The following is a 19,365-nucleotide window of genomic DNA, read 5'->3' on the forward strand; positions in this document are numbered from 1 at the left end:
CCCGGGGCCTGTTTTAGAGAAGAAGGTCCTATGCAAGAGGATGAACGTCCTGCCTTGAACGCGGAAGCATTGCCGCAGCTGGGGCGTTTTCGCCTGCTCAAGCGCCTGGGTGAGGGCGCGCAGGCGACGGTGTGGCTGGCCCACGATCCGCGCCTGGACCGTGATGTCGCCCTCAAGGTCTTGCGCCCTGGCGCCGAGCCCAGTCGGGTGGATGAGTGGCTGCATGAGGCGCGCGCCGTCAGCCGCCTGACCCATCCATTCATCGTGCCGGTATTCGAGGCCGATACGCAGGACGGCCAGTTCTACATGGTCTTTGAGTACGTGCCCGGCGGCACCTTGGTGGAGAGGCTGCGCCGCGAGCAGCGGCTGCCGGCCCGCGCTGCCGTCGAACTCTGCATGGATGTGCTGGATGGCTTGCAAGCCGCCCATGCGGCCGGCGTGGTCCACCGCGACCTCAAGCCCAGCAATATCTTGATCGACGCCAAGGGCCGGGCCCGGGTGATGGACTTTGGCATCGCCGCGCGTCTGGACGGCGTCAACAGCGCAGGTAGCAACAGCCGGCCCGATCGTATCGTCGGCACGCCCGGTTATCTCTCGCCCGAGGCGGCAAAAGGCCAGCCTCCTAGCGCACAAATGGATGTGTTCGCCGCCGCCGTCATGCTGGTGGAGATGCTCAGCGGCCAGCGCCTCAATTACGACCCCGATCCCTGGCGCGCCGTGCAGCGCGTCATCGACCAGGAGCTGCAAGTGCCGCGCGGCTTGGCCGCCGATGTGGACGATGCGTTGCGTGCCATCGCCCAACGTGGGCTGGCGCGCGACCCCGCCCAACGCTGGCCCAACGCCAAGGCGATGCATGATGCCCTGGCCGAGTGGCTGCATCCCTCCCAGACCGAGGCCCTCAGTGCGACAGGTGAGGGCGCGGCCCTGGACTTTTTGCTGCGTCGCATGCAGCACAAGAGCGACTTCCCGGCCATGTCGGATGCGGTCAGCCGCATCCAGCGCCTGACGCTGTCGGAAAGCGAAAGCCTCTCCAGCCTGTCGAATGAAATTTTGAAGGACGTGGCGCTGACGCAAAAGCTGCTGCGCCTGGTTAACACGGTGCAATACCGTCAGGCCGGCGCCGGAGGCATCACCACCATCTCGCGAGCGGTGGCCTTGGTGGGCTTTGCCGGCATTCGCAATCTGGCGCTGTCCTTGATCCTGCTAGAGCGCATGGAGAACAAGGCGCACGCCCAGCTTTTGCGCGAGGAATTCTTGCGTTCGCTGATGGCTGCTTCGCTGGCCCGCGAGCTGTGCCTGAGCCCGCGCGAGAACGAGGAGGCCTTTCTTTGCGCCATGTTCCATAACCTGGGGCGTGCGCTGACCGAGTTTTATTTCCCCGAGGAGGCCGACCAGATTCGTCGCATGACCCGGGTGGAACGCATCAGCCTGGCCGGCAAGCCCGCGCCTGCGCCGGTGCCCGAGTGGGTGGCCTCGGCACGTGTGCTGGGCATGAGTTATGAACAGCTGGGCCTGGGCGTGGCCAAGCAATGGGGCTTGCCCGAGACCTTGCAAGCCAGCATGCAGCGCCCCGAGGGCGAGCCGCCGCATCGCCTGGTTCAGCACCCCGAGGAGCGCCAGCGCTGGTTGGCCCATGCGGCCAATGATGTGGCCGATGTGATTTTGCGCAGCGAGCCGGCCCAGGCCCATGCCAAGGTGCACGCCATGGCTCAGCGCTATGCGCGCAGCCTGGGCGTCACGGCCGAAGCCTTTAATCTGGCCGCCGACCAGGCCCGTCAGCGTCTGGCCCAGATGACCGAGGCCATGGGCATCATCCTGCCCAAAAACTCGGTGGCCTTGCGATTGCTGGCGCCCCTGACCCCGGCTCCGGATGATTCCTTGGCGGCCCTGCAGTTGCAGGCCACCCAGGTGCTCACGCCCGACGATCCGGGCAGCAGCCAGCGCCTGAATCGCGAGTTGGCGGTCGAAACCCTAGCCGCGGGTATTCAGGACATCAGCAATGTGATGGTGGAGAACTTCAAGCTCAATGAGGTTTTGCGCATGATTCTGGAGTCCATCTACCGGGCGCTGGGCTTCCGCCGGGTGATCTTCTGCCTGCGCGACCCCCGGACCGAAACCCTGACCGGCCGCTTCGGCCTGGGCGCCGAGGTGGAGAGTGTGGTGCCGGCCTTTCGCATCGCCCTGCGCACGCCGCCGGGTACGCAAGCCAATCTCTTCGAGGCGGTTTGCCAGCGCGGGGCCGACACCCTGATCAGCGATGCCGGCGCCGCCAAAATCGTCGATCGCCTACCCGCCTGGTACCAGGGCGCGGTCAGTGCCCAAAGCTTTTTGCTGCTGCCCATGGCTTTGAAGGGCCAGCCCTTTGCCCTGATCTATGCCGACAAGCCCCTGGCCGGCGAGATTGATCTGGGCGAGAAAGAACTGTCCCTCTTGCGCACCCTGCGAAATCAGGCGGTGATGGCTTTCAAGCAGGCCAGCTGATTCCGCTGGGCTTTGCTTGGCTCGATTCTTTCAGTTTGCTGGCGCCGAAATGCGATGTCCGGCGGAGAAATCAAAGGAGAAGCGATCAAGGTAGCAATTAGGGTGCACAGCTTCCTGCAGTCGAGTGGTGGTTTGTAAACCTTTGTGAATTTATGATTGCGCTTTCGTCGTGTCGACCAGCCGCTCTGGCTGGGACAATGCGGCTTGTGTTTGCTTTCCGCCTTGTGTTTGCGGCGGTTTTTGCGGAGTCGGGTCCGGGCCAAAAGCTTCTTGAGACCCGCTGAGGGAATCCAATGGATGGGAACAAGGGGCTCACTGCGTCCGGGTCAAGGGCCGAGCCCTGGCCCGAAGGCGGCGCGGGCCAACAGAGTTTCAAGGTAACGCTGCTGCGTTTTTGGCGCTTGGATACCGGTGATGCTGCTCAGATGCAGTGGCTCACCCTGGCTTTTCTGGCCTTCCATCTACTCTTGTGGACGCTGCTCGCGACCCTGAGTCACCGCGCCCCCCCTTGGGACAATATCGAGCAACTGGTCTGGATGCAGTCTCTGGAATGGGGCTATTACAAGCATCCGCCGTTCCCGACCTGGTGGGTGCACGGCTGGACCGAGTTGCTCGGTCGCAAGATGTGGGTGACCTTTTTTGCCGCCCAGCTCAGCGTGGTGCTGATGCAGTTCTTCATCTGGCGCATCGCCCTGATGGTGACGACGCCGGCGCGCGCCTTTGTATCCGTGGTGCTCAGCAGCTTGCTGGTCTATCACGGTATTCACGGCATCATGGCCAACCACAACACCTTGCAGCTGATGCCCGTGGGCCTGCTGCTGTGGCTGAGTTTGGGGGCTGTGCGTGCGCAAGGCGCGGCAGTAGCAGGGGGCGGCCGGGTGCTGTGGTGGCGCTGGGCCCTGGTGGGGACGGCTGCGGCCTTGTGCCTGCTGTCCAAGTACAGCGCCCTGGTCTGGTTGGCCGTCATCGGCCTGTGGCTGGTGCAGGACCGCCGCATGTGGAGCTGGCGGGCCTGGGTCGGCGTGGCCTTGGCCGTCGCCGTCTGTGTGTTGCTGGTCTCGCCCCATATCAGTTGGCTTGTACAGGATGGCTCGCCGGGGCTGAGCTATGCCGGCAAGGCCATGCAGGGCAAGAACGACCACGACAATCTGGGCCATTGGGCCCGCCTGGCCAATTTCTGGGTGGTGCAGCTGGGTCGTGTCCTGCCCCTGTTGCTGGGCCTGGGCGCCTTGTTGCTGGTGCTCAAACGGGCCACGCGCAAGGCGGAATTGCAGACGCATTCTTCCGAGTTGGACACCTGCCCGCGTGCCAGCTCGGAATGGCGGTTTGTTTTGTTCATGGGCTTGGGCCCCATGCTCTTGACCACGGTGCTGGGGGTGTTTGGCGTCCGTCTGGGTTCGGCCTGGGCCGCCACCTACTTCGTCATGGCCGGTGTCCTGGCCTTGCTATGGGTGCCCAGCAAGCCGGGGCTCAGCTCGGCCCTGCTGCTGCGCAGCGTGCTGTGGGTGGGCATCGTGGCCGAGCTGGTGCTGGCCCTGGGCCTGGCCCTGGGGGCGGGCTGGTTGGCCGATTTGAGTGGCCGTGGTGCGCGCTCCAATTTCCCGGCGGCCAAGCTGGCGCGGCAGCTCGATGAAGTCTGGCGGCAACATGCCAAGACCCCTTTGCGGGTGGTGGTGGGGGAGACCTGGCTGGCCGGCAATGTGTCGGTCCGCTCCAAGTTTCAGCCCCTGGTGTATTTGGACGCCGACCCACAGAAATCCCCCTGGATCAAGCCACATATGTTGGAAGACTGCGGTGCGCTGGTGCTGGTCGATGGGCGCGATCTGGCTGAGCCCTTGCAGCCCGGCGTCCAGGCCTTGGTCGACAAGGCCGAGGCGCGCGGTTTTGTGAAGCTGCACTGGACGCGCATCGCTAACCGTGGTCCCCAGCTGGAGGTGATGTGGGCCTATCTGCCGGCCCGCAATCCGGCGGCTTGCCCGCCCTGAGCAGTTCAGCAAAAGCCCCAAACTACGGCGGGCCTGGGCCGCTGGGCTAGACTGCGCGCCCATGGGCCGAGGCGGCGTTTCTTTTTCAAGCGCCAGGCTGTCGGCCCCAACAAATACTTTCGAGCGCCATGTCCTCCATTCAAGAAGCCGCGCTGCTGCAAGCGCTGCAAACCGTTGTCGATCCCAATACCGCCCAGGACTTTGTCAGCGCCAAGCAGCTGAAGAATCTGCGCATCGATGGTGGCGATGTCTCCTTCGAGGTCGAGCTGGGCTATCCCGCCGCCAGCCAGCACGCTGAGCTGCGCCGTCAGCTGGTGGCCGCGGCACGCGCGGTCGAGGGCGTGGGCAATGTGTCGGTGCATCTGCACAGCAAGATCACCGCCCATGCGGTGCAGCGCGGCGTGCAATTGCTGCCGGGGGTGAAGAACATCATCGCCGTGGCCTCGGGCAAGGGCGGGGTGGGCAAGAGCACCACGGCCGCCAATCTGGCCCTGGCCCTGGCGGCCGAAGGCGCGCGGGTGGGCATTCTGGACGCCGATATCTACGGCCCCAGCCTGCCCCTGATGCTGGGCGTTGACGGCAAGCCCGAGAGCACGGACGGCCAGACCATGGAGCCCTTGATGGCGCACGGCCTGCAGGTCATGTCCATCGGCTTTTTGGTTGAGCAGGATCAGGCCATGATCTGGCGCGGCCCTATGGCCACCCAGGCCCTGGAGCAGCTGCTGCGCCAGACCCGCTGGCAGGAGCTGGACTATCTCGTTGTCGACATGCCGCCCGGCACCGGCGATATCCAGCTCACACTCTCGCAGCGCGTGCCCGTCACCGGCGCCGTCATCGTCACCACCCCGCAAGACATCGCCCTGATCGATGCCAAGAAGGGGCTGAAGATGTTCGAGAAGGTGGGTGTGCCGATTCTGGGTGTGGTGGAAAACATGGCGGTGCATATCTGCACGAATTGCGGCCATGCCGAGCACATCTTCGGCGCCGATGGCGGCCGCAAAATGGCCGAGCAATACAAGCTGGACTACTTGGCCGGCCTGCCCCTGGCGCTGTCCATCCGCGAGCAGGCCGACGCCGGCCGGCCCACGGTGGTGGCCGAGCCCGAGGGCGAGATCGCGGGCCTCTACAAGGGCCTGGCGCGCAAGGTGGCGGTCAAGATCGCGGCTCAAGCCAAGGACTACTCGGCCAAGTTCCCGACCATCGCCATCTCCAAGAACAGCTGACCGAGCCCGCCAAGGGCGGTTGCCCCGATGCCTCATCAGCCTTCTCCGCACAAGCCAGGTCTGCCTCGCCTGAGTCAGGCGCAGGTCGGTTTGACGCGTGAGATCGAGGTGCAGGACGAGCAGGGCTTGCGCCGGCGCCTGCACATCCCTTGCGAGCGGCCGCTCACCGTCTTTGTCGACAAGCGTGAGCTGATCACCTTGATGACGCTGGGCGTGGCACCGGAGCTGCTGGTGCTGGGCTATCTGCGCAATCAAGGGCTGATCCACGCGGCCGAGGCCATCGAGTCAATTACCGTCGACTGGGAAGTCGGCGCGGCCGCGCTGCGAACCCATGCCGGCTTGTCGGAAGCCTGGGCGCAAAAGACCGCCAAGCGCACGCTCACCACCGGCTGCGGCCAAGGCACCGTGTTCGGCGACATGATGGCCGGCCTGGAGGGGCTGGCCCTGCCTGCGCCCACGCAGGCGCGCTTGAGCAAGAGTGCGCTTTACGCCCAGCTGGTGCAAATGCGCGCACAAGACAGCGTCTACAAGCAAGCCGGCTCGGTACACGGCTGCGCTTTGTTTGAGGGCGAGCGCCTGCTGGTGATGGTGGAGGATGTGGGGCGGCATAACGCCCTGGACACGATTGCCGGCTGGCTTTGGATGAATCACCCTGGCCGCTTACAGGCGCCTGTTCTCTACACCACCGGCCGCATGACCAGCGAGATGGTGCTCAAGGCCGCTTGGATGGGCGTGCCCATCATCGTCTCGCGCAACGGCATCACCCAGATGGGTTTCGATCTGGCCCAGCAACTGGGCCTGTGCCTGATCGGCCGGGCCAAGGGGCGGCACTTCATCGTCTACAGCGGTTTCGAGCGTTTCGACGCCATGCTTTGATCTGCGTCAGTGGTCGCGCTCAAGCGGTTCCTTAGCTGACACCAAGTTGAACGCGCGGGGCACAAAAACGACACAAGACTTTGCGCCGACGCCCGGCGAGGCCCAGATAATTCTGCGGGTCACACTGAATAGACAAAGATCATTTCTTGTGCCGAAATCCAAGCGTGTGTGTCGCGTGCCGGCCCCGAGTTTTTAGTGTTCTGAAGATTGTTGGGTCAGGAGCCCTGCCAAGCCTGAAGCGGCGAGCGCCTGAGAAGCATCGAAGAACGGGATCCATTCCTTAGGAGACCAAAGACATGGACATGAACCGGAGGCATTTCTTCCGGGTGAGCGGGGCTGGGCTGGTTGGCTCAAGCCTGGTGGCGCTGGGCTTCTCGCCCACGGCGGCTTTGGCCGAAGCGCGTAACTTCAAGCTCACTCGGGCCACCGAGACCCGCAACACCTGCCCTTATTGCTCGGTGGGTTGCGGCATCCTGATGTACAGCATGGGTGACAAGGCCAAGAACGTCGTGGCCGACATCATGCATATCGAGGGCGACCCGGACCATCCGGTCAACCGCGGCAGCCTCTGCCCCAAGGGCGCGGGCCTGCTGGACTTTGTGCACAGCAAGAACCGCCTGAAGTGGCCCGAGATTCGTGAGCCCGGCGCCAAGGAATGGAAGCGAGTGTCCTGGGATGAGGCCCTGGGCAAATTGACGGCCATGATGAAGGCGGATCGCGATGCCAACTTCCTGGCCCAGACGGCCGACGGCAAGACCGTCAACCGCTGGACCAGCACCGGCATGCTGTGCGCTTCGGCCTCTTCAAACGAGACCGGCTACATCACTCACAAGGCCATGCGCTCCATGGGCATGGTGGTTTTCGACAACCAAGCGCGCGTTTGACACGCCCCGACGGTGGCCAGTCTGGCCCCGACGTTTGGGCGCGGTGCGATGACCAACCATTGGGTGGACATCAAGAACGCGGACCTGGTGTTGATCATGGGTGGCAATGCCGCCGAAGCCCACCCGGTGGGTTTCAAGTGGGTGGTTGAGGCCAAGAAAACGAACAAGGCCAAGCTCTTGGTGGTGGACCCGCGATTTACGCGTTCGGCCGCCATGGCGGACTATTACGCGCCGATTCGCGCGGGCTCCGACATCGCCTTCCTGGGCGGCGTCATTCACTACCTGCTGTCGCAAGACAAGATCCAGCACGAGTACGTCAAGAACTACACCAACGCCAGCTTCATCGTGGGCGAGGGCTATGGTTTTGAGGACGGCATCTTCTCTGGCTATGACGAGAGCAAGCGCAAATACGACGCCAGCAGCTGGGCTTATGAGAAGGACGAGAAAGGCTTTGCCAAGGTCGATCCGACGCTAGAGCATCCGCGCTGCGTGATCAATGTGATGAAGCGCCACTACGCGCGCTACACCCCCGAGATGGTGTCCAGCATCACCGGCACGCCGCAAGACAAGTTCTTGAAATGCTGCGAAATGATTGCCTCGACGGCCAAGCCGGACCGGGTGATGACCGTCATGTATGCCCTGGGATGGACTCAGCACAGCCAGGGCTCGCAGATGATTCGTACCGGCGCCATCATGCAGCTGCTGCTGGGCAATATGGGCTTGGCGGGCGGTGGCATGAACGCCTTGCGCGGGCATTCCAATATCCAGGGTCTGACCGACCTGGGTCTGCTCTCCCACCTCTTGCCGGGTTACTTGGGCGCGCCACGCGAGGCCGAACAAGATTTGGAGGCCTATCTCAAGCCGCGCACCGTGATGCCGTTGCGGCCGGGTCAGATGAGTTATTGGCAGAACTTCCCCAAGTTCTTCGTCAGCCTGCAAAAAGCCTGGTGGGGCAATGCGGCGACCAAAGAGAACCAGTGGGCCTACAACTATCTGCCCAAGCTGGACAAGACCTATGACGTCTTGCAGGCCTTTGAGATGATGAACCAGGGCAAGCTCAACGGCTATATCTGCCAGGGCTTCAATCCGGTGGGCTCCTTCCCCAATAAGAAGAAGATCATTGCCGGCCTGTCCAAGCTGAAGTACCTGGTCATCATCGACCCGCTCAATACCGAAACCGCCGAGTTCTGGAAGAACCATGGCGAGCACAACGACGTCAAGAGCGAAGAGATTCAGACCACCGTTTTCCGCCTGCCCAGCACCTGTTTTGCGGAGGAAGAAGGCTCGCTGACCAACTCCGGCCGCTGGCTGCAATGGCATTGGAAGGGCGCCAATCCGCCCGGTGAGGCCATGGGGGATGCGGAGATCATTGCCGAGATCTTCACCCGCATTCGCGCCGCCTACAAAAAGGACGGCGGTGCCTTCCCTGATGCCTTGCTCAACCTGACCTGGCCCTATCTGAATCCCAAGGCTCCCTCGGCCGAGGAATTGGCCAAGGAGTACAACGGCCGTGCTTTGGCGGATCTGCCCGATCCCAAAGACCCCAGCAAATTGCTGGCCAAGGCCGGGGAACAGTTGGCGGGATTCGGCTTGCTGCGCGATGACGGCTCCACCGCCTGCGGCTGCTGGATCTATGCCGGCGCCTGGACCCAGGCCGGTAACCAGATGGCGCGGCGTGACAATGCCGACCCCTACGGTATTGGTCAGACCCTCAATTGGTCCTGGGCCTGGCCGGCCAATCGGCGTGTGCTCTACAACGCCGCCTCTTGCGACAGCCAGGGCAAGCCCTGGAATGCCAAGCGCAAGCTGGTGGCCTGGAATGGCACGCGCTGGGCCGGCTCCGACGTGCCGGACATCCGGCCCGACGCCGACCCCAATGATGCCGAGCGGGTCAACCCCTTCATCATGACGGCCGAAGGCGTGGCGCGCCTGTTTGCGCCCACCGGCATGGCGGAAGGACCCTTGCCCGAGCATTACGAGCCCTTTGAGTCGCCCCTGCCCAACAACCCCATGCATCCCAAGAACGACAAGGCGCGGGCCAACCCCGCCGCCCGGGTCTTCAAGGGGGATATGGAAGCTTTTGGCAAGCCCACAGAGTTCCCCTATGTGGCGACCAGCTACCGCCTGACCGAGCACTTCCACTACTGGACCAAGAATTGCGAAAGCAATGCGGTGATCCAGCCTCAGCAATTCGTCGAGATCGGCGAGGAGCTGGCCAAGTTGAAGGGCATCGAAAACGGCGGCTGGGTCAAGGTCAGCAGCAACCGCGGCTTCATCAAGGCCAAGGCAGTGGTGACCAAGCGCATCCCGATGCTGGAGGTGGCGGGGCAAAAAGTGCACACCGTGGGCCTGCCCAATCACTGGGGCTTTGTGGGGGTGGCCAAGCCCGGCTATCTGGTCAACACGCTGACGCCTTTCGTGGGCGACGCGAATACCCAGACGCCGGAGTACAAGAGCTTCACCGTCAACATCGAGAAGGCCTGACCATGTCTTCACTTCAATCCCTAGACATCGCCAAGCGCTCGGCCACCACCACGCCCAGCCCGCAGGCGCGCAAGACCATCGAGGTCGCCAAACTCATCGACGTGTCTTCCTGCATAGGCTGCAAGGCCTGTCAGGTCGCCTGCATGCAGTGGAATGATCTGCGCGATGAGGTGGGCGACAACGTCGGTACCTACGACAACCCGCGTGACCTCTCCGCCCAGTCTTGGACGGTGATGCGTTTCTCCGAGGTGGAAGTCGAGGCCAACAAGCTGGAGTGGCTGATCCGCAAGGACGGCTGCATGCACTGCGAGGACCCGGGCTGCCTGAAAAGCTGCCCGGCCCCCGGCGCCATCGTCAAGTACGCCAATGGCATCGTGGACTTCATCTCCGAGCATTGCGTGGGCTGCGGCAACTGCGTCACCGGCTGTCCCTTCGATGTGCCGCGCATCTCCAAGACCGACAGCAAGGCCTATAAGTGCTCGCTGTGCTCCGACCGTGTCGGCGTAGGCCTGGAGCCCGCCTGTGTCAAGGCCTGTCCCACCGGCGCGATTCAATTCGGCGCCAAGGAGGACATGCTGGACTACGGCGCCGAGCGCATTGTTGACCTGAAGGAGCGCGGCTTTGCCCAGGCCTCGGTCTACAACCCGGCGGGCGTGGGCGGCACCCATGTGATGTATGTGCTCCAGCATGGCGACAAGCCGGAGCTCTATCACGGTCTGCCGGCCGACCCCAAGATCAGCCCCTTTGTTTCCCTGTGGAAAGGCATTGCCAAACCCCTGGCCGTGGCCGCCATGGCGGGTGCGGTGGTGGCTGGCTTCTTCCACTATATGAAGGTGGGGCCGATCGAAGAGAAGGGCGAAGACGAAGCCGACGCCAAAGACGCCAAGTCCGAGGCCTGAAGGAGTCAACACCATGAGTACCAAGTATCTACAGCGTTACTCCGACAGGGACCGCATCAACCACTGGATGATTGCCCTGCTTTTCGTCCTGGCGGCGGTGTCGGGCCTGGCCTTCTTCCACCCCAGCTTGTTCTTTTTGAGTACGCTGGTGGGCGGTGGGGTGTGGGCGCGCATCCTCCATCCCTTCCTGGGTGTGGCGATGTTCCTGTCCTTTCTGGGCCTGTTCTTCAAGCTCTGGCGCGAGAACCTGCTCAACGAGGCAGACAAGGAATGGCGCAAGCACAGTCTGGACATGCTTAAAGGCGACAAGAGCAAGATGCCGCCGGTGGGCAAGTACAACGCCGGCCAAAAAGGCGTGTTCTGGCTGATGTCGGTCTGTTTGGCTGTTCTGCTCTTGACCGGGGTGATGTTCTGGCAGCCCTGGTTTGCCAACAGCTTCCCCATCACCCTGCGTCGCATCGCCGTGCTCTTGCACTCGGCCTCGGCCGTGGCGCTGGTGCTGGGCGTGATCATGCATGTCTACGCCGCCATCTGGGTCAAGGGCACCGTGCGCGCCATGACCCGGGGCACGGTCAGCGAGGCCTGGGCCAAGCAAAACCATGCGCTATGGCATGAGGAAATGACCAAAGGGAAGTGATCTCCCCGCATGTTAAAAAGGGCGGGCTCGGGTCCGCCCTTTTGTTTTTTCTTGGATTGCATCAGACCAAATTTATGACTGAAACCAGCACGGCCAAGCTTTTGTCCCCGGAAGAAATCGCGGTGCGTGCCGGCGAGCAGATTCCTTTTCTGCTGCTGCCCCAGCCCGGTGTGTTTGCCGAACGTGCCCTGCGCCTGCGCCAGCTGGCCGCTGGCCACGCCATGGCCGACTATCTTTTGTTTGCCGCCGAGCTGGCCCAGGCTCAGCACGAGTTGTTCAGCCGCAAGCGAGACCTCAGCTTGCCCGAGCAGGCACAGGTCGAAGCCGCCGCCAAGGCCGGCCAGCCTCTCTTGCCGGCCGCCGGCTGGGCGCGTGATCCCGTTTGGCTGCAAGAGCAGCGCGAGTTGATGCAGCTGTTGGCCGCCCGCATCGCGGCCGGCCCTGCGCGCGAGGCCGTGCTCAAGCTGGCCGCTGCCGAAGACCAATTTCTAGAACTGCAAGCCGGCCGCTTGCTGAACAGCGTGATGACAGGCCTGGACCTGGCCACCGCGCCGCTGATCGCCGCAGGCCTGCAAGTGCACTGGGCGCGTTTGCTGACCCAGCTGCAGGCGCGTTTTGAGCGTGAGCAAAAGACGGACAAAAACCAGGTGGCGCCCTTCGGTCGCGTCGACGACCCTTTGATCTGCCCCTGCTGTGCCTCCAAGCCCGTGGCCTCCATCACCCGCATCGGCGCCGAAGGCTCGGGCTTTCGCTATCTGTCTTGCAGCCTGTGCGCCGCGCAATGGCATTACGTGCGGGTCAAATGCGCCCATTGCCAAAGCACCAAGGGCATCAGCTTCCAGAGCCTGCTGAACGAAGACGGTAGCCTGCCGCCGAATGCCGCTGGCGTGCAGGTGGAGTGCTGCGAAGCCTGCGGCCATTACCTCAAGATCGTGCATATGGAGAAAGACCAGCAGGTCGAGCCCCATGCCGATGATCTGGCTTCGCTGAGCCTGGACTTGCTGGTGTCCGAGAGCGGCCTGATCCGGCACGGCATCAACCTGATGCTGCTCTTTGGCGACCCGGATCTGGAGGCAGAAACGACCGAGGTGCAGCACTGATGCTGGCCCAGCCCAAAGACCTGCCCGCGCTGGATCGCCTGCTCAATCACCCGCTGCTGGCCCCGCTGAGCCAGGCCCATGGGCGTAGTTTGCTGACCCAGGAGGCGCGGGCCTTGCTGGACGAGTTGCGTGCCCAGGCTCTGCAAGGCAGCTTGCAAAAGGCGGCGCTGGAGGAGGGCGCTTTGTGCGAGGCTCTGCGTCAGCGAGTCGAGGCCAAGCTGGCCCCGCGCATGCGGGCGGTGATCAACCTCACCGGCACGGTTTTGCACACCAATCTGGGCCGTGCCCTGCTGGCCGACGAGGCCTTACAGCATGTGTTGGCCATGATGGCCGGGCCGAATAACCTCGAATTTGATCTGAGCAGTGGCGGGCGTGGCGACCGCGACAGCATGGTCGAAGACTTGCTGTGCGAGATCACTGGTGCCGAAGCCGCAACGGTCGTCAACAACAATGCCGCCGCCGTGCTGCTGTCCATCGCCGCCCTGGGCGGTGGCAAGGAAGTCATCGTCTCGCGCGGTGAGTTGGTCGAGATTGGCGGCGCCTTCCGCATGCCGGATGTGATGGCTGCGGCCGGTGCCCGCTTGGTGGAAGTGGGCACGACCAATCGCACCCATGCGGCCGATTACGAGCGCGCCATCGGTCCCAACACCGCCATGCTGATGAAGGTGCACACCAGCAATTACCGCGTGCAGGGCTTTACCTCGGCGGTGGATGAGGGCACCTTGGCCCCGATTGCCCATGCCAAGGGCCTGCCTTTGGTGACCGATCTAGGCAGCGGCTCCCTGGTCGATCTGGCGCAATGGGGCCTGCCGCGCGAGCCCCTGCCGCAGGAGATGTTGGCCGCCGGCTGCGATGTCGTCACCTTCAGCGGCGACAAGCTCTTGGGCGGCCCGCAAGCCGGCCTGATTGTCGGCAGCAAGGCGATGATTCAGCGCATACGCAAGTTCCCAATGAAGCGGGCCCTGCGCATGTCCAAGCTGCCGCTGGCCGCTTTGGAAGCCACCTTGCGGCTGTATTTGCAGCCCGAGCGCCTGACGCGCGATCTGCCCACCTTGCGCATGCTGACCCGGCCCCTTGCTGAGATTCAAGCCCAGGCCGCGCGCCTGCAAGCGCCGCTGGTCCAGGCCCTGAGCCCGCGCTTTACGGTGAATCCGAGCGAGATGCTGGGCCAGATCGGGTCGGGCTCCTTGCCAGTGGAATCTCTGCCCTCGGCCGGATTGGTGATTGCCCCGGCAGGCATAGCCAAAAAGGGCGTGGGTACGGCCTTGGACGCGCTGGCCAGCGCCTTGCGCGGCCTGCCCCTGCCGGTGATTGGCCGGGTGCAGCAAGATCAGCTCTGGCTGGATCTGCGCTGCCTGGACGAGCGTCAAGAGGCGCAGCTCTTGGCCCAGCTGCCTGCATTGAAGGAGGCCCTGGCTTGATCATAGGAACTGCCGGCCATATCGACCATGGCAAGACCACCCTGGTGCGCGCCCTGACCGGGGTGGACACCGACCGCCTGCCCGAGGAAAAAAAGCGCGGCATCAGTATCGAGCTGGGCTATGCCTTCATGTCCGATGGCCTGGGCGGCAAGCTCGGGTTCATCGATGTGCCTGGCCATGAGCGCCTGGTTCACACCATGCTGGCTGGGGCCACGGGCATGGACCACGCTTTGCTGCTGGTGGCGGCCGACGATGGCGTGATGCCGCAGACGCGCGAGCATCTGGCCGTGCTCTCGCTGTTGGGCCTCGCCGGGCTGACGGTGGTGATCACCAAATGCGACCGGGCCGACGCCGCCCGCCTGCTGGCCTTGCGGGCCGAGATCGCCGCGCTCTTGGTGGGCAGTGGTTTTGAGTCCGCCGCCATCTATGAAGTGGCCGCTCCCGCTGGCCTGGGTATCGAGGCCTTGCGTGCCCATTTGCTGGCGCTGGCCGCCGCCGCGCAATCGCGCTCGGCCCGGCAAGAGGGCCAGGGCTTTCGCCTGGCGGTGGACCGGGTCTTCAGCCTGGACGGCGTCGGCACCGTGGCCACCGGCACCATCCATGCCGGTGAAGTCAGCGTCGGTGATGAGTTAGTTCTTTTGCCGCCCGCTCGCGGTCAGGCGCCCAAGCGTGTGCGGATGCGCAGCCTGCATGCGCAGAACCAGAACGTGCAGCAGGCGCATGCGGGCCAGCGCTGCGCCCTGGGCTTGGTGGGGGTGGACAAGCAAGAGGTGGCACGAGGCCAGGTCTTTGCGCTGCCCGACTTGGCCTTGAGTGCCGATCGCTTGGATGTGCGCCTGCGGCTTTGGCCCGCCGAGACCAAGGCCTTGCGTAGCGGCACGCCGGTGCATGTGCATCTGGGCTCGGCCACGGTGATGGCTTCGGTCGCCGTGCTTCACACGGAGTCGCAGGGCGAGGCTGCGTCGGACAGTCTTGAGCCCGGCGCCTGGGGCTGGGTGCAGCTGGTCTTGCGCGAGCCGGTGGCCGCCTGGGCAGGTGACCGGGTGGTGCTGCGCGACGCCGCCGCCAGCCGCACGCTCGCCGGGGGCTGGGTCTTGGACCCAGCGCCACCGGCCCGTTATCGACGCACGCCGCAGCGTTTTGCCGAGTTGGCGGCCTTGCAACTGCCTTTGGCGAATGAACGATTGCAGGGGCTGCTGCAGCAGGCCGCCTTGGGCTTGAACTGGGGCACTTGGGCCACGGCCCAAGGCCTCTCAAATGCCGCCAGGCAAGACCTGACCCTGCAGCTGCCCGCCACCGTGCTGAACGCCAAGCCCGCCTCAGACGAGGGCAGTGGCCCTTGGTTGCTTGGCGCTGCGGCGGCCGAGCGCTTGGCCCAGCATGCCCTGGCCGTGCTGGCGGCCTATCACGCCCGATCGCCCGATGAGTTGGGCCCCGATGTGGCGCGCTGGCGCCGCCTGGCCGCGCCCCGTTTGCCTGAAGCTTTGTGGCGGGCCTTGCTGCAGCGCTTGCTGGCCGAGGGAAAGCTTCAGCAGCGCGGGGCGGTGGCGCATCTGCCCGAGCATGGGGTGCAGTTGAACGCGGCCGATGAGCGGGTGGCGCAGAACATCGCGCCCTGGCTGGACAAGGCGGGCTTCGAAGGTGCTTGGGCGCGCGATCTGGCGCGCGACTGCCAGATGCCCGAGCCCTTGATGCGAACCAGTCTTGCGCGCCTGGCGCAAAGCGGTTTGCTGCATCAGGTGGTGAAAGACCTGTACTATGCGGCCCCGGTGATGTCGCAACTGGCCGCGCTGGCGCGTCAGTCGGTGGCGTCTGAGGGCCAGGAGTTGAAGGCCGCCGCGTTCCGGGACGCCACGGGTTTGGGCCGCAAGCGGGCGATTCAGATCCTGGAGTATTTCGACCGCGTGGGCCTGAGCCGCCGGGTGGGCGACAGCCACAAGCTGCGGGCGGATAGCCTGCTGTTTGGCGGCGAGAATGAGGGCGGCTTGGCATGAGTGCCTGCCGCCTTAGGAATTTTTTGGAGGGGAAACGATCCTGGTGGGTCGGCCGGGCTTCAAACCCGGTGGGTGGCGCTATGCGTCGCTGGGTGGGTTCGACTCCCATTCCCCTCCGCCACAAACCTGTGCTCGCCTACTGCGCGGCCCCATGCGGGCCCTGCGGTGCTCAGCGCACGGGAGTGCGCTTGCGCTCCTCGAACCCGCCTGAGCCCGCTCGCTACGGCGCTCCCAGGCTTGTGCACAAACGCCAAACCTCATCATGCTGATCCACGGCATCCTCATCCCCGACGACTTGTTCTATCTGGTCGAGCATCAGACCTGGGCGCGGCAGCTGCAGGAGGGCGGGTTTCGCTTGGGCATCACGGCCTTGGGGCTGAAGGCTTCGGGGGAGATTTATATGTGCCGGCCTAAGTCCGTTGGAGCGGACTTGGCGCAGGGGCGGGCGATGGCGGTGGTGGAGTTGGCCAAGTCGATCGTGTCGGTGAAGACGCCGCTGTCGGGCAGGGTCATGCGGGTCAACGAGGCGCTGGAAGAGCGGCCGGAATTGATTTGGCAAGACCCCTATGGCCAAGGCTGGTTGCTGGATCTGCAGGCCAGTGATTGGAAGGGCGAGCAGGCCGCGCTCGTGAGTGGCGAAGCGGCACGGCAGTCCATGGAGCATTACGCATGGCTCAATCAAATTCAGCCCCAGGCGTGAAAGGCATCGCCCTGATGCTGTGGGCCGCCGACCCGAGCGCGCCCGAACGTTTGGTCACGCCCTTCTTTCATGCCGCTGCGGCGGCCGCCATGGACTTGGAGGTGGAGATTTATTTCACCGCTCGTTCCGTGCTGCTGCTGCAACCGGGCGTGGCCGCTGGCCTGCGCGCATCAAACTTGGTGGACAAGACGGTCTACCAGGCCATGCAGGAGGCCGTTGCGCATGGCGCGCGCTTGCTGGCCTGTACCGATGCCTTGCATGCCCAGGGCCTGAGCCGCGAGGGCCTGATCCCCGAGTGCGCGGGCCATGGCGGCGCAGTGCAATACATGGCGCGGGTGGCCGATCCGGCCTGGCGTGGCCTGGTTTTTTGAAAAGTTGCTGGACATGAGCGATTCTCACCCGGCCCTGCACGCGCTATTAGGTCGTTACTCCGTCGGCCCCAAGCATCTGCGAGCCCCTGGCCCCAGCCGAGAGGAGCTGGGCTTGATGGCCCAGGCTGCTTTGCGTGCGCCCGATCACGGCGAGTTGCTGCCCTTTCGCTTCAAGATCGTGCAGGGCGCGGCGCGTGAGCGCATGGCTGCGTTGTTTGCCGCCGCGGCCCGCGCGGCGGGCAAGGACGAGGCCGCCGCCAGCCTGGACGCGCAACGCGCCCTGCATCCGCCGGTGACGGTGGCGGTGCTGGCCCGCATCGATCTAGGCCACCCCTTGGTGCCGGCGCACGAGCAATGGGCTTGTGTAGGTGGCGCCCTGAGTAATTTTCTGACGGCCGCCCATATGCTGGGTTATGGCGGCAAGATGCTGTCCGGCGCCAAGGTGCGTGACGCCGGCATCCAGGCCGCGTTTTGCGCTCCTGGCGAGACCCTGCTGGGCTGGATCGCCCTGGGCACGCCTGCGCGTCGCCCGAGCGGCCCCTCACGCAAGGGCGGGGTGGACGAGGCCTTGCAAGACTGGGCTTGAATCAGCGCTGTAGCGCGCTCCACAGCTCTTTCTGCGTGTAGGCGCGGCCTTGCCGGGCGGGCCAGTCTTTCACCAGCATGACCATGCGGCTATTGAGGGGCGCACTGCGGCCCAGCGTCTGGGCCAGGCGGACCACCTCGCCACACAAAGCGTCGATCTCGGTCAGCCGGCCCAGGCTTAAATCGTCGGCCATGCTGGAGCGGGCCTGGGCATCGATCTTGAGCATGCGGGCCGCCACCAGGCGAAACAGCGGCGAGGGCAGGCGCAAGACCTGCAAGAGGCGGCGCGGCGGCAGCGGCGTCATCTGCGCGGGGCTGATGCCGGCGGCGGCCAGCAGATCCAGGGCTTCTTCCTGCAGGGCCGCAAAGCAGCGGCGGTAGCCGCGATGCAGCAACTCGGCCCGCAAGGGCTGGCCCGACAAGGCGTTGACCGGGTTGTTCAGGTTCAGCAAGAGCTTGCCCCATTGCACCGCCTGCATGGCGGCGGGCGTGGGCACCAGTTGCAGGTTCAGGCCCTGAGCTTGCCAGGCTTTTTGCAAGGCCTGCAGCAGGGCTTCGTCGGCGCGGCCTTGCACGCGCAAATCACCGCCCGTGCCGCGGTGAAAGTGCCCAGGCGAAAGCTCGGCCACATTGAAGGGCACCATGCCGGCGCGCCAGTCCAGCGCGGGTGCGGCCGCTTGCGCCAGGGCCGCGTTGCCCACGCCGTTTTGCATGGACAAGACCAAGCTGCCCGCGGGCAGGGCGCTCTGCAAAAGGGCGGCCGCCTCGGCGGTGGCGCCGCTCTTCACGCACAGCAGGGTGAGATCGGGGCGCAAACCGGCGGGAGGGTGTTCGTGCAGTCGCTCAGCCAGGGCGGCGGCCGCCAAGCGCTGGCTGGCTTGCCCCAGGCCGCTCAGGGCCAGGCCTCTTTCGCGCAAGGCCTGCAAAACGCGTGGCCGCCCGACAAAGTCCACCTGCCAGCCGGCGGCGGCCAGCAGGCCGCCCAGATAACAGCCTATGCTGCCGGCGCCCATGATCAGGGCGCTGGGTCTGGGGCTGTGCGGTGCTGACTTGGCTTCGGCGTTCAAGCGATGGGCCTGGCCAGGTCGCGCAGATGGGTGGGCCCGGCGCGGCGCTCGATCTCGCCCAGCATCTCGCGCCCCCAGCCCAGGGCAAACAAGGCCTCGCCGACGATGAACATGGGGCCCACCAACAGGCCGACCAGATCATCGACAAAAGCCGGCTTCTTGCCCTCGTAGTAATGACCGATGAACTGGATGATCCAGCCCAGCACAAAGCAGCCCAGGCCCCAGGCCAACCAAGCGCCCTGGCTGCCGGCGGCCAGGGGTTCGGCCAGGGCGAAGAGCAGGCCGTTGACCAAGCTGGTGCTCAGGCCCAGCACCCAGTTGCCACGGGTCAAATACCACAGCGTGCTGGCGATCCACAGCAGGGCGGCCGGGGTAAAGGTCAAGCCTCCCGGCAGGCCCAAGCTCAGGCGCGAGAGCAGCACGCCGATGGCGAAGACGATCAGCGGAATGCCGACGAAATGGGTGGCGATATTGCGCTGGTCGCGGTGGTAGCTGGCGTATTGAGCCATCAGGTCCAGAGCCGGTCGGAATGCGGTGGTGGCCATAGCGATGTCCCTTTCTTGCGCGCTGCTTGCGCTCACTTCAGGCGCTTTGTTCTCTTTGCAAGCGCTGCCTCCATGCTATGCCATGCCGGCCCTTTTGCACTGTCAGCACTGTC

The 19,365-nt window shown here is 64.7% G+C and carries 15 protein-coding genes and 1 tRNA gene; 14 read left to right on the forward strand and 2 right to left on the reverse strand.

The features are described 5' to 3' along the window. Positions 1–30: 30 nt before the first annotated feature. From DBR47_RS01435 to DBR47_RS01505, 14 genes are all read left to right on the forward strand, one after another. Complete coding sequence (locus DBR47_RS01435) at positions 31–2,481, forward strand: serine/threonine protein kinase (protein ID WP_124446208.1); 2,451 nt, start codon at positions 31–33, stop codon at positions 2,479–2,481. Positions 2,482–2,906: 425 nt separating this feature from the next. Then, positions 2,907–4,466, forward strand: a complete 1,560-nt coding sequence (locus DBR47_RS01440) for a glycosyltransferase family 39 protein (RefSeq protein WP_197046804.1) — start codon at positions 2,907–2,909, stop codon at positions 4,464–4,466. Positions 4,467–4,594: 128 nt separating this feature from the next. Beyond that, positions 4,595–5,689, forward strand: coding sequence for an iron-sulfur cluster carrier protein ApbC (apbC, locus tag DBR47_RS01445; protein WP_124446210.1), 1,095 nt, complete (start codon positions 4,595–4,597; stop codon positions 5,687–5,689). A gap of 27 nt (positions 5,690–5,716) precedes the next feature. Further along, positions 5,717–6,565, forward strand: coding sequence for a formate dehydrogenase accessory sulfurtransferase FdhD (locus tag DBR47_RS01450; protein WP_124446211.1), 849 nt, complete (start codon positions 5,717–5,719; stop codon positions 6,563–6,565). A gap of 296 nt (positions 6,566–6,861) precedes the next feature. After that, entirely contained in the window at positions 6,862–9,933 is a 3,072-nt protein-coding gene (fdnG, locus tag DBR47_RS01460) for a formate dehydrogenase-N subunit alpha (RefSeq protein ID WP_148090408.1), read from the forward strand. A 2-nt stretch (positions 9,934–9,935) separates the two neighbouring features. Then, on the forward strand, positions 9,936–10,832 hold the full coding sequence (gene fdxH, locus DBR47_RS01465; protein ID WP_124446214.1) for a formate dehydrogenase subunit beta: 897 nt from the start codon (positions 9,936–9,938) through the stop codon (positions 10,830–10,832). A 13-nt stretch (positions 10,833–10,845) separates the two neighbouring features. Beyond that, entirely contained in the window at positions 10,846–11,469 is a 624-nt protein-coding gene (locus DBR47_RS01470; protein WP_124446215.1) for a formate dehydrogenase subunit gamma, read from the forward strand. Between the two features lie 74 nt (positions 11,470–11,543). Then, on the forward strand, positions 11,544–12,569 hold the full coding sequence (fdhE, locus tag DBR47_RS01475; RefSeq protein ID WP_124446216.1) for a formate dehydrogenase accessory protein FdhE: 1,026 nt from the start codon (positions 11,544–11,546) through the stop codon (positions 12,567–12,569). After that, a complete protein-coding gene (selA, locus tag DBR47_RS01480; protein WP_124446217.1) occupies positions 12,569–13,990 on the forward strand; it encodes an L-seryl-tRNA(Sec) selenium transferase in 1,422 nt (473 codons plus the stop codon). Before fdhE ends, selA begins: the two co-directional genes overlap by 1 nt. Beyond that, complete coding sequence (gene selB / locus DBR47_RS01485; protein ID WP_124446218.1) at positions 13,987–15,984, forward strand: selenocysteine-specific translation elongation factor; 1,998 nt, start codon at positions 13,987–13,989, stop codon at positions 15,982–15,984. Before selA ends, selB begins: the two co-directional genes overlap by 4 nt. A gap of 25 nt (positions 15,985–16,009) precedes the next feature. After that, positions 16,010–16,105: transfer RNA gene (locus DBR47_RS01490), tRNA-Sec, on the forward strand. A 141-nt stretch (positions 16,106–16,246) separates the two neighbouring features. Next, positions 16,247–16,684, forward strand: coding sequence for a glycine cleavage system protein H (locus tag DBR47_RS01495; RefSeq protein WP_124446219.1), 438 nt, complete (start codon positions 16,247–16,249; stop codon positions 16,682–16,684). Further along, positions 16,681–17,055: a DsrE family protein gene (locus DBR47_RS01500; RefSeq protein ID WP_231512073.1), complete on the forward strand. Its 375-nt coding sequence runs from the start codon at positions 16,681–16,683 to the stop codon at positions 17,053–17,055. The genes DBR47_RS01495 and DBR47_RS01500 overlap by 4 nt, the downstream gene beginning before the upstream one ends. 13 nt (positions 17,056–17,068) lie before the next feature. Next, positions 17,069–17,641: a nitroreductase family protein gene (locus tag DBR47_RS01505; protein ID WP_124446220.1), complete on the forward strand. Its 573-nt coding sequence runs from the start codon at positions 17,069–17,071 to the stop codon at positions 17,639–17,641. Position 17,642: 1 nt separating this feature from the next. On the opposite strand, the gene DBR47_RS01510 is transcribed toward DBR47_RS01505, so the two are convergent. Both DBR47_RS01510 and DBR47_RS01515 read right to left on the reverse strand, forming a co-directional pair. Further along, complete coding sequence (locus tag DBR47_RS01510; protein ID WP_370454851.1) at positions 17,643–18,707, reverse strand: 2-dehydropantoate 2-reductase; 1,065 nt, start codon at positions 18,705–18,707, stop codon at positions 17,643–17,645. Continuing rightward, entirely contained in the window at positions 18,704–19,252 is a 549-nt protein-coding gene (locus DBR47_RS01515) for a DUF962 domain-containing protein (protein ID WP_124446221.1), read from the reverse strand. The genes DBR47_RS01510 and DBR47_RS01515 overlap by 4 nt, the downstream gene beginning before the upstream one ends. Between the last annotated feature and the right edge of the window lie 113 nt (positions 19,253–19,365).

Source organism: Paucibacter sp. KBW04, assembly GCF_003852425.1.
Taxonomy (GTDB): Bacteria; Pseudomonadota; Gammaproteobacteria; order Burkholderiales; family Burkholderiaceae_C; genus Paucibacter_A.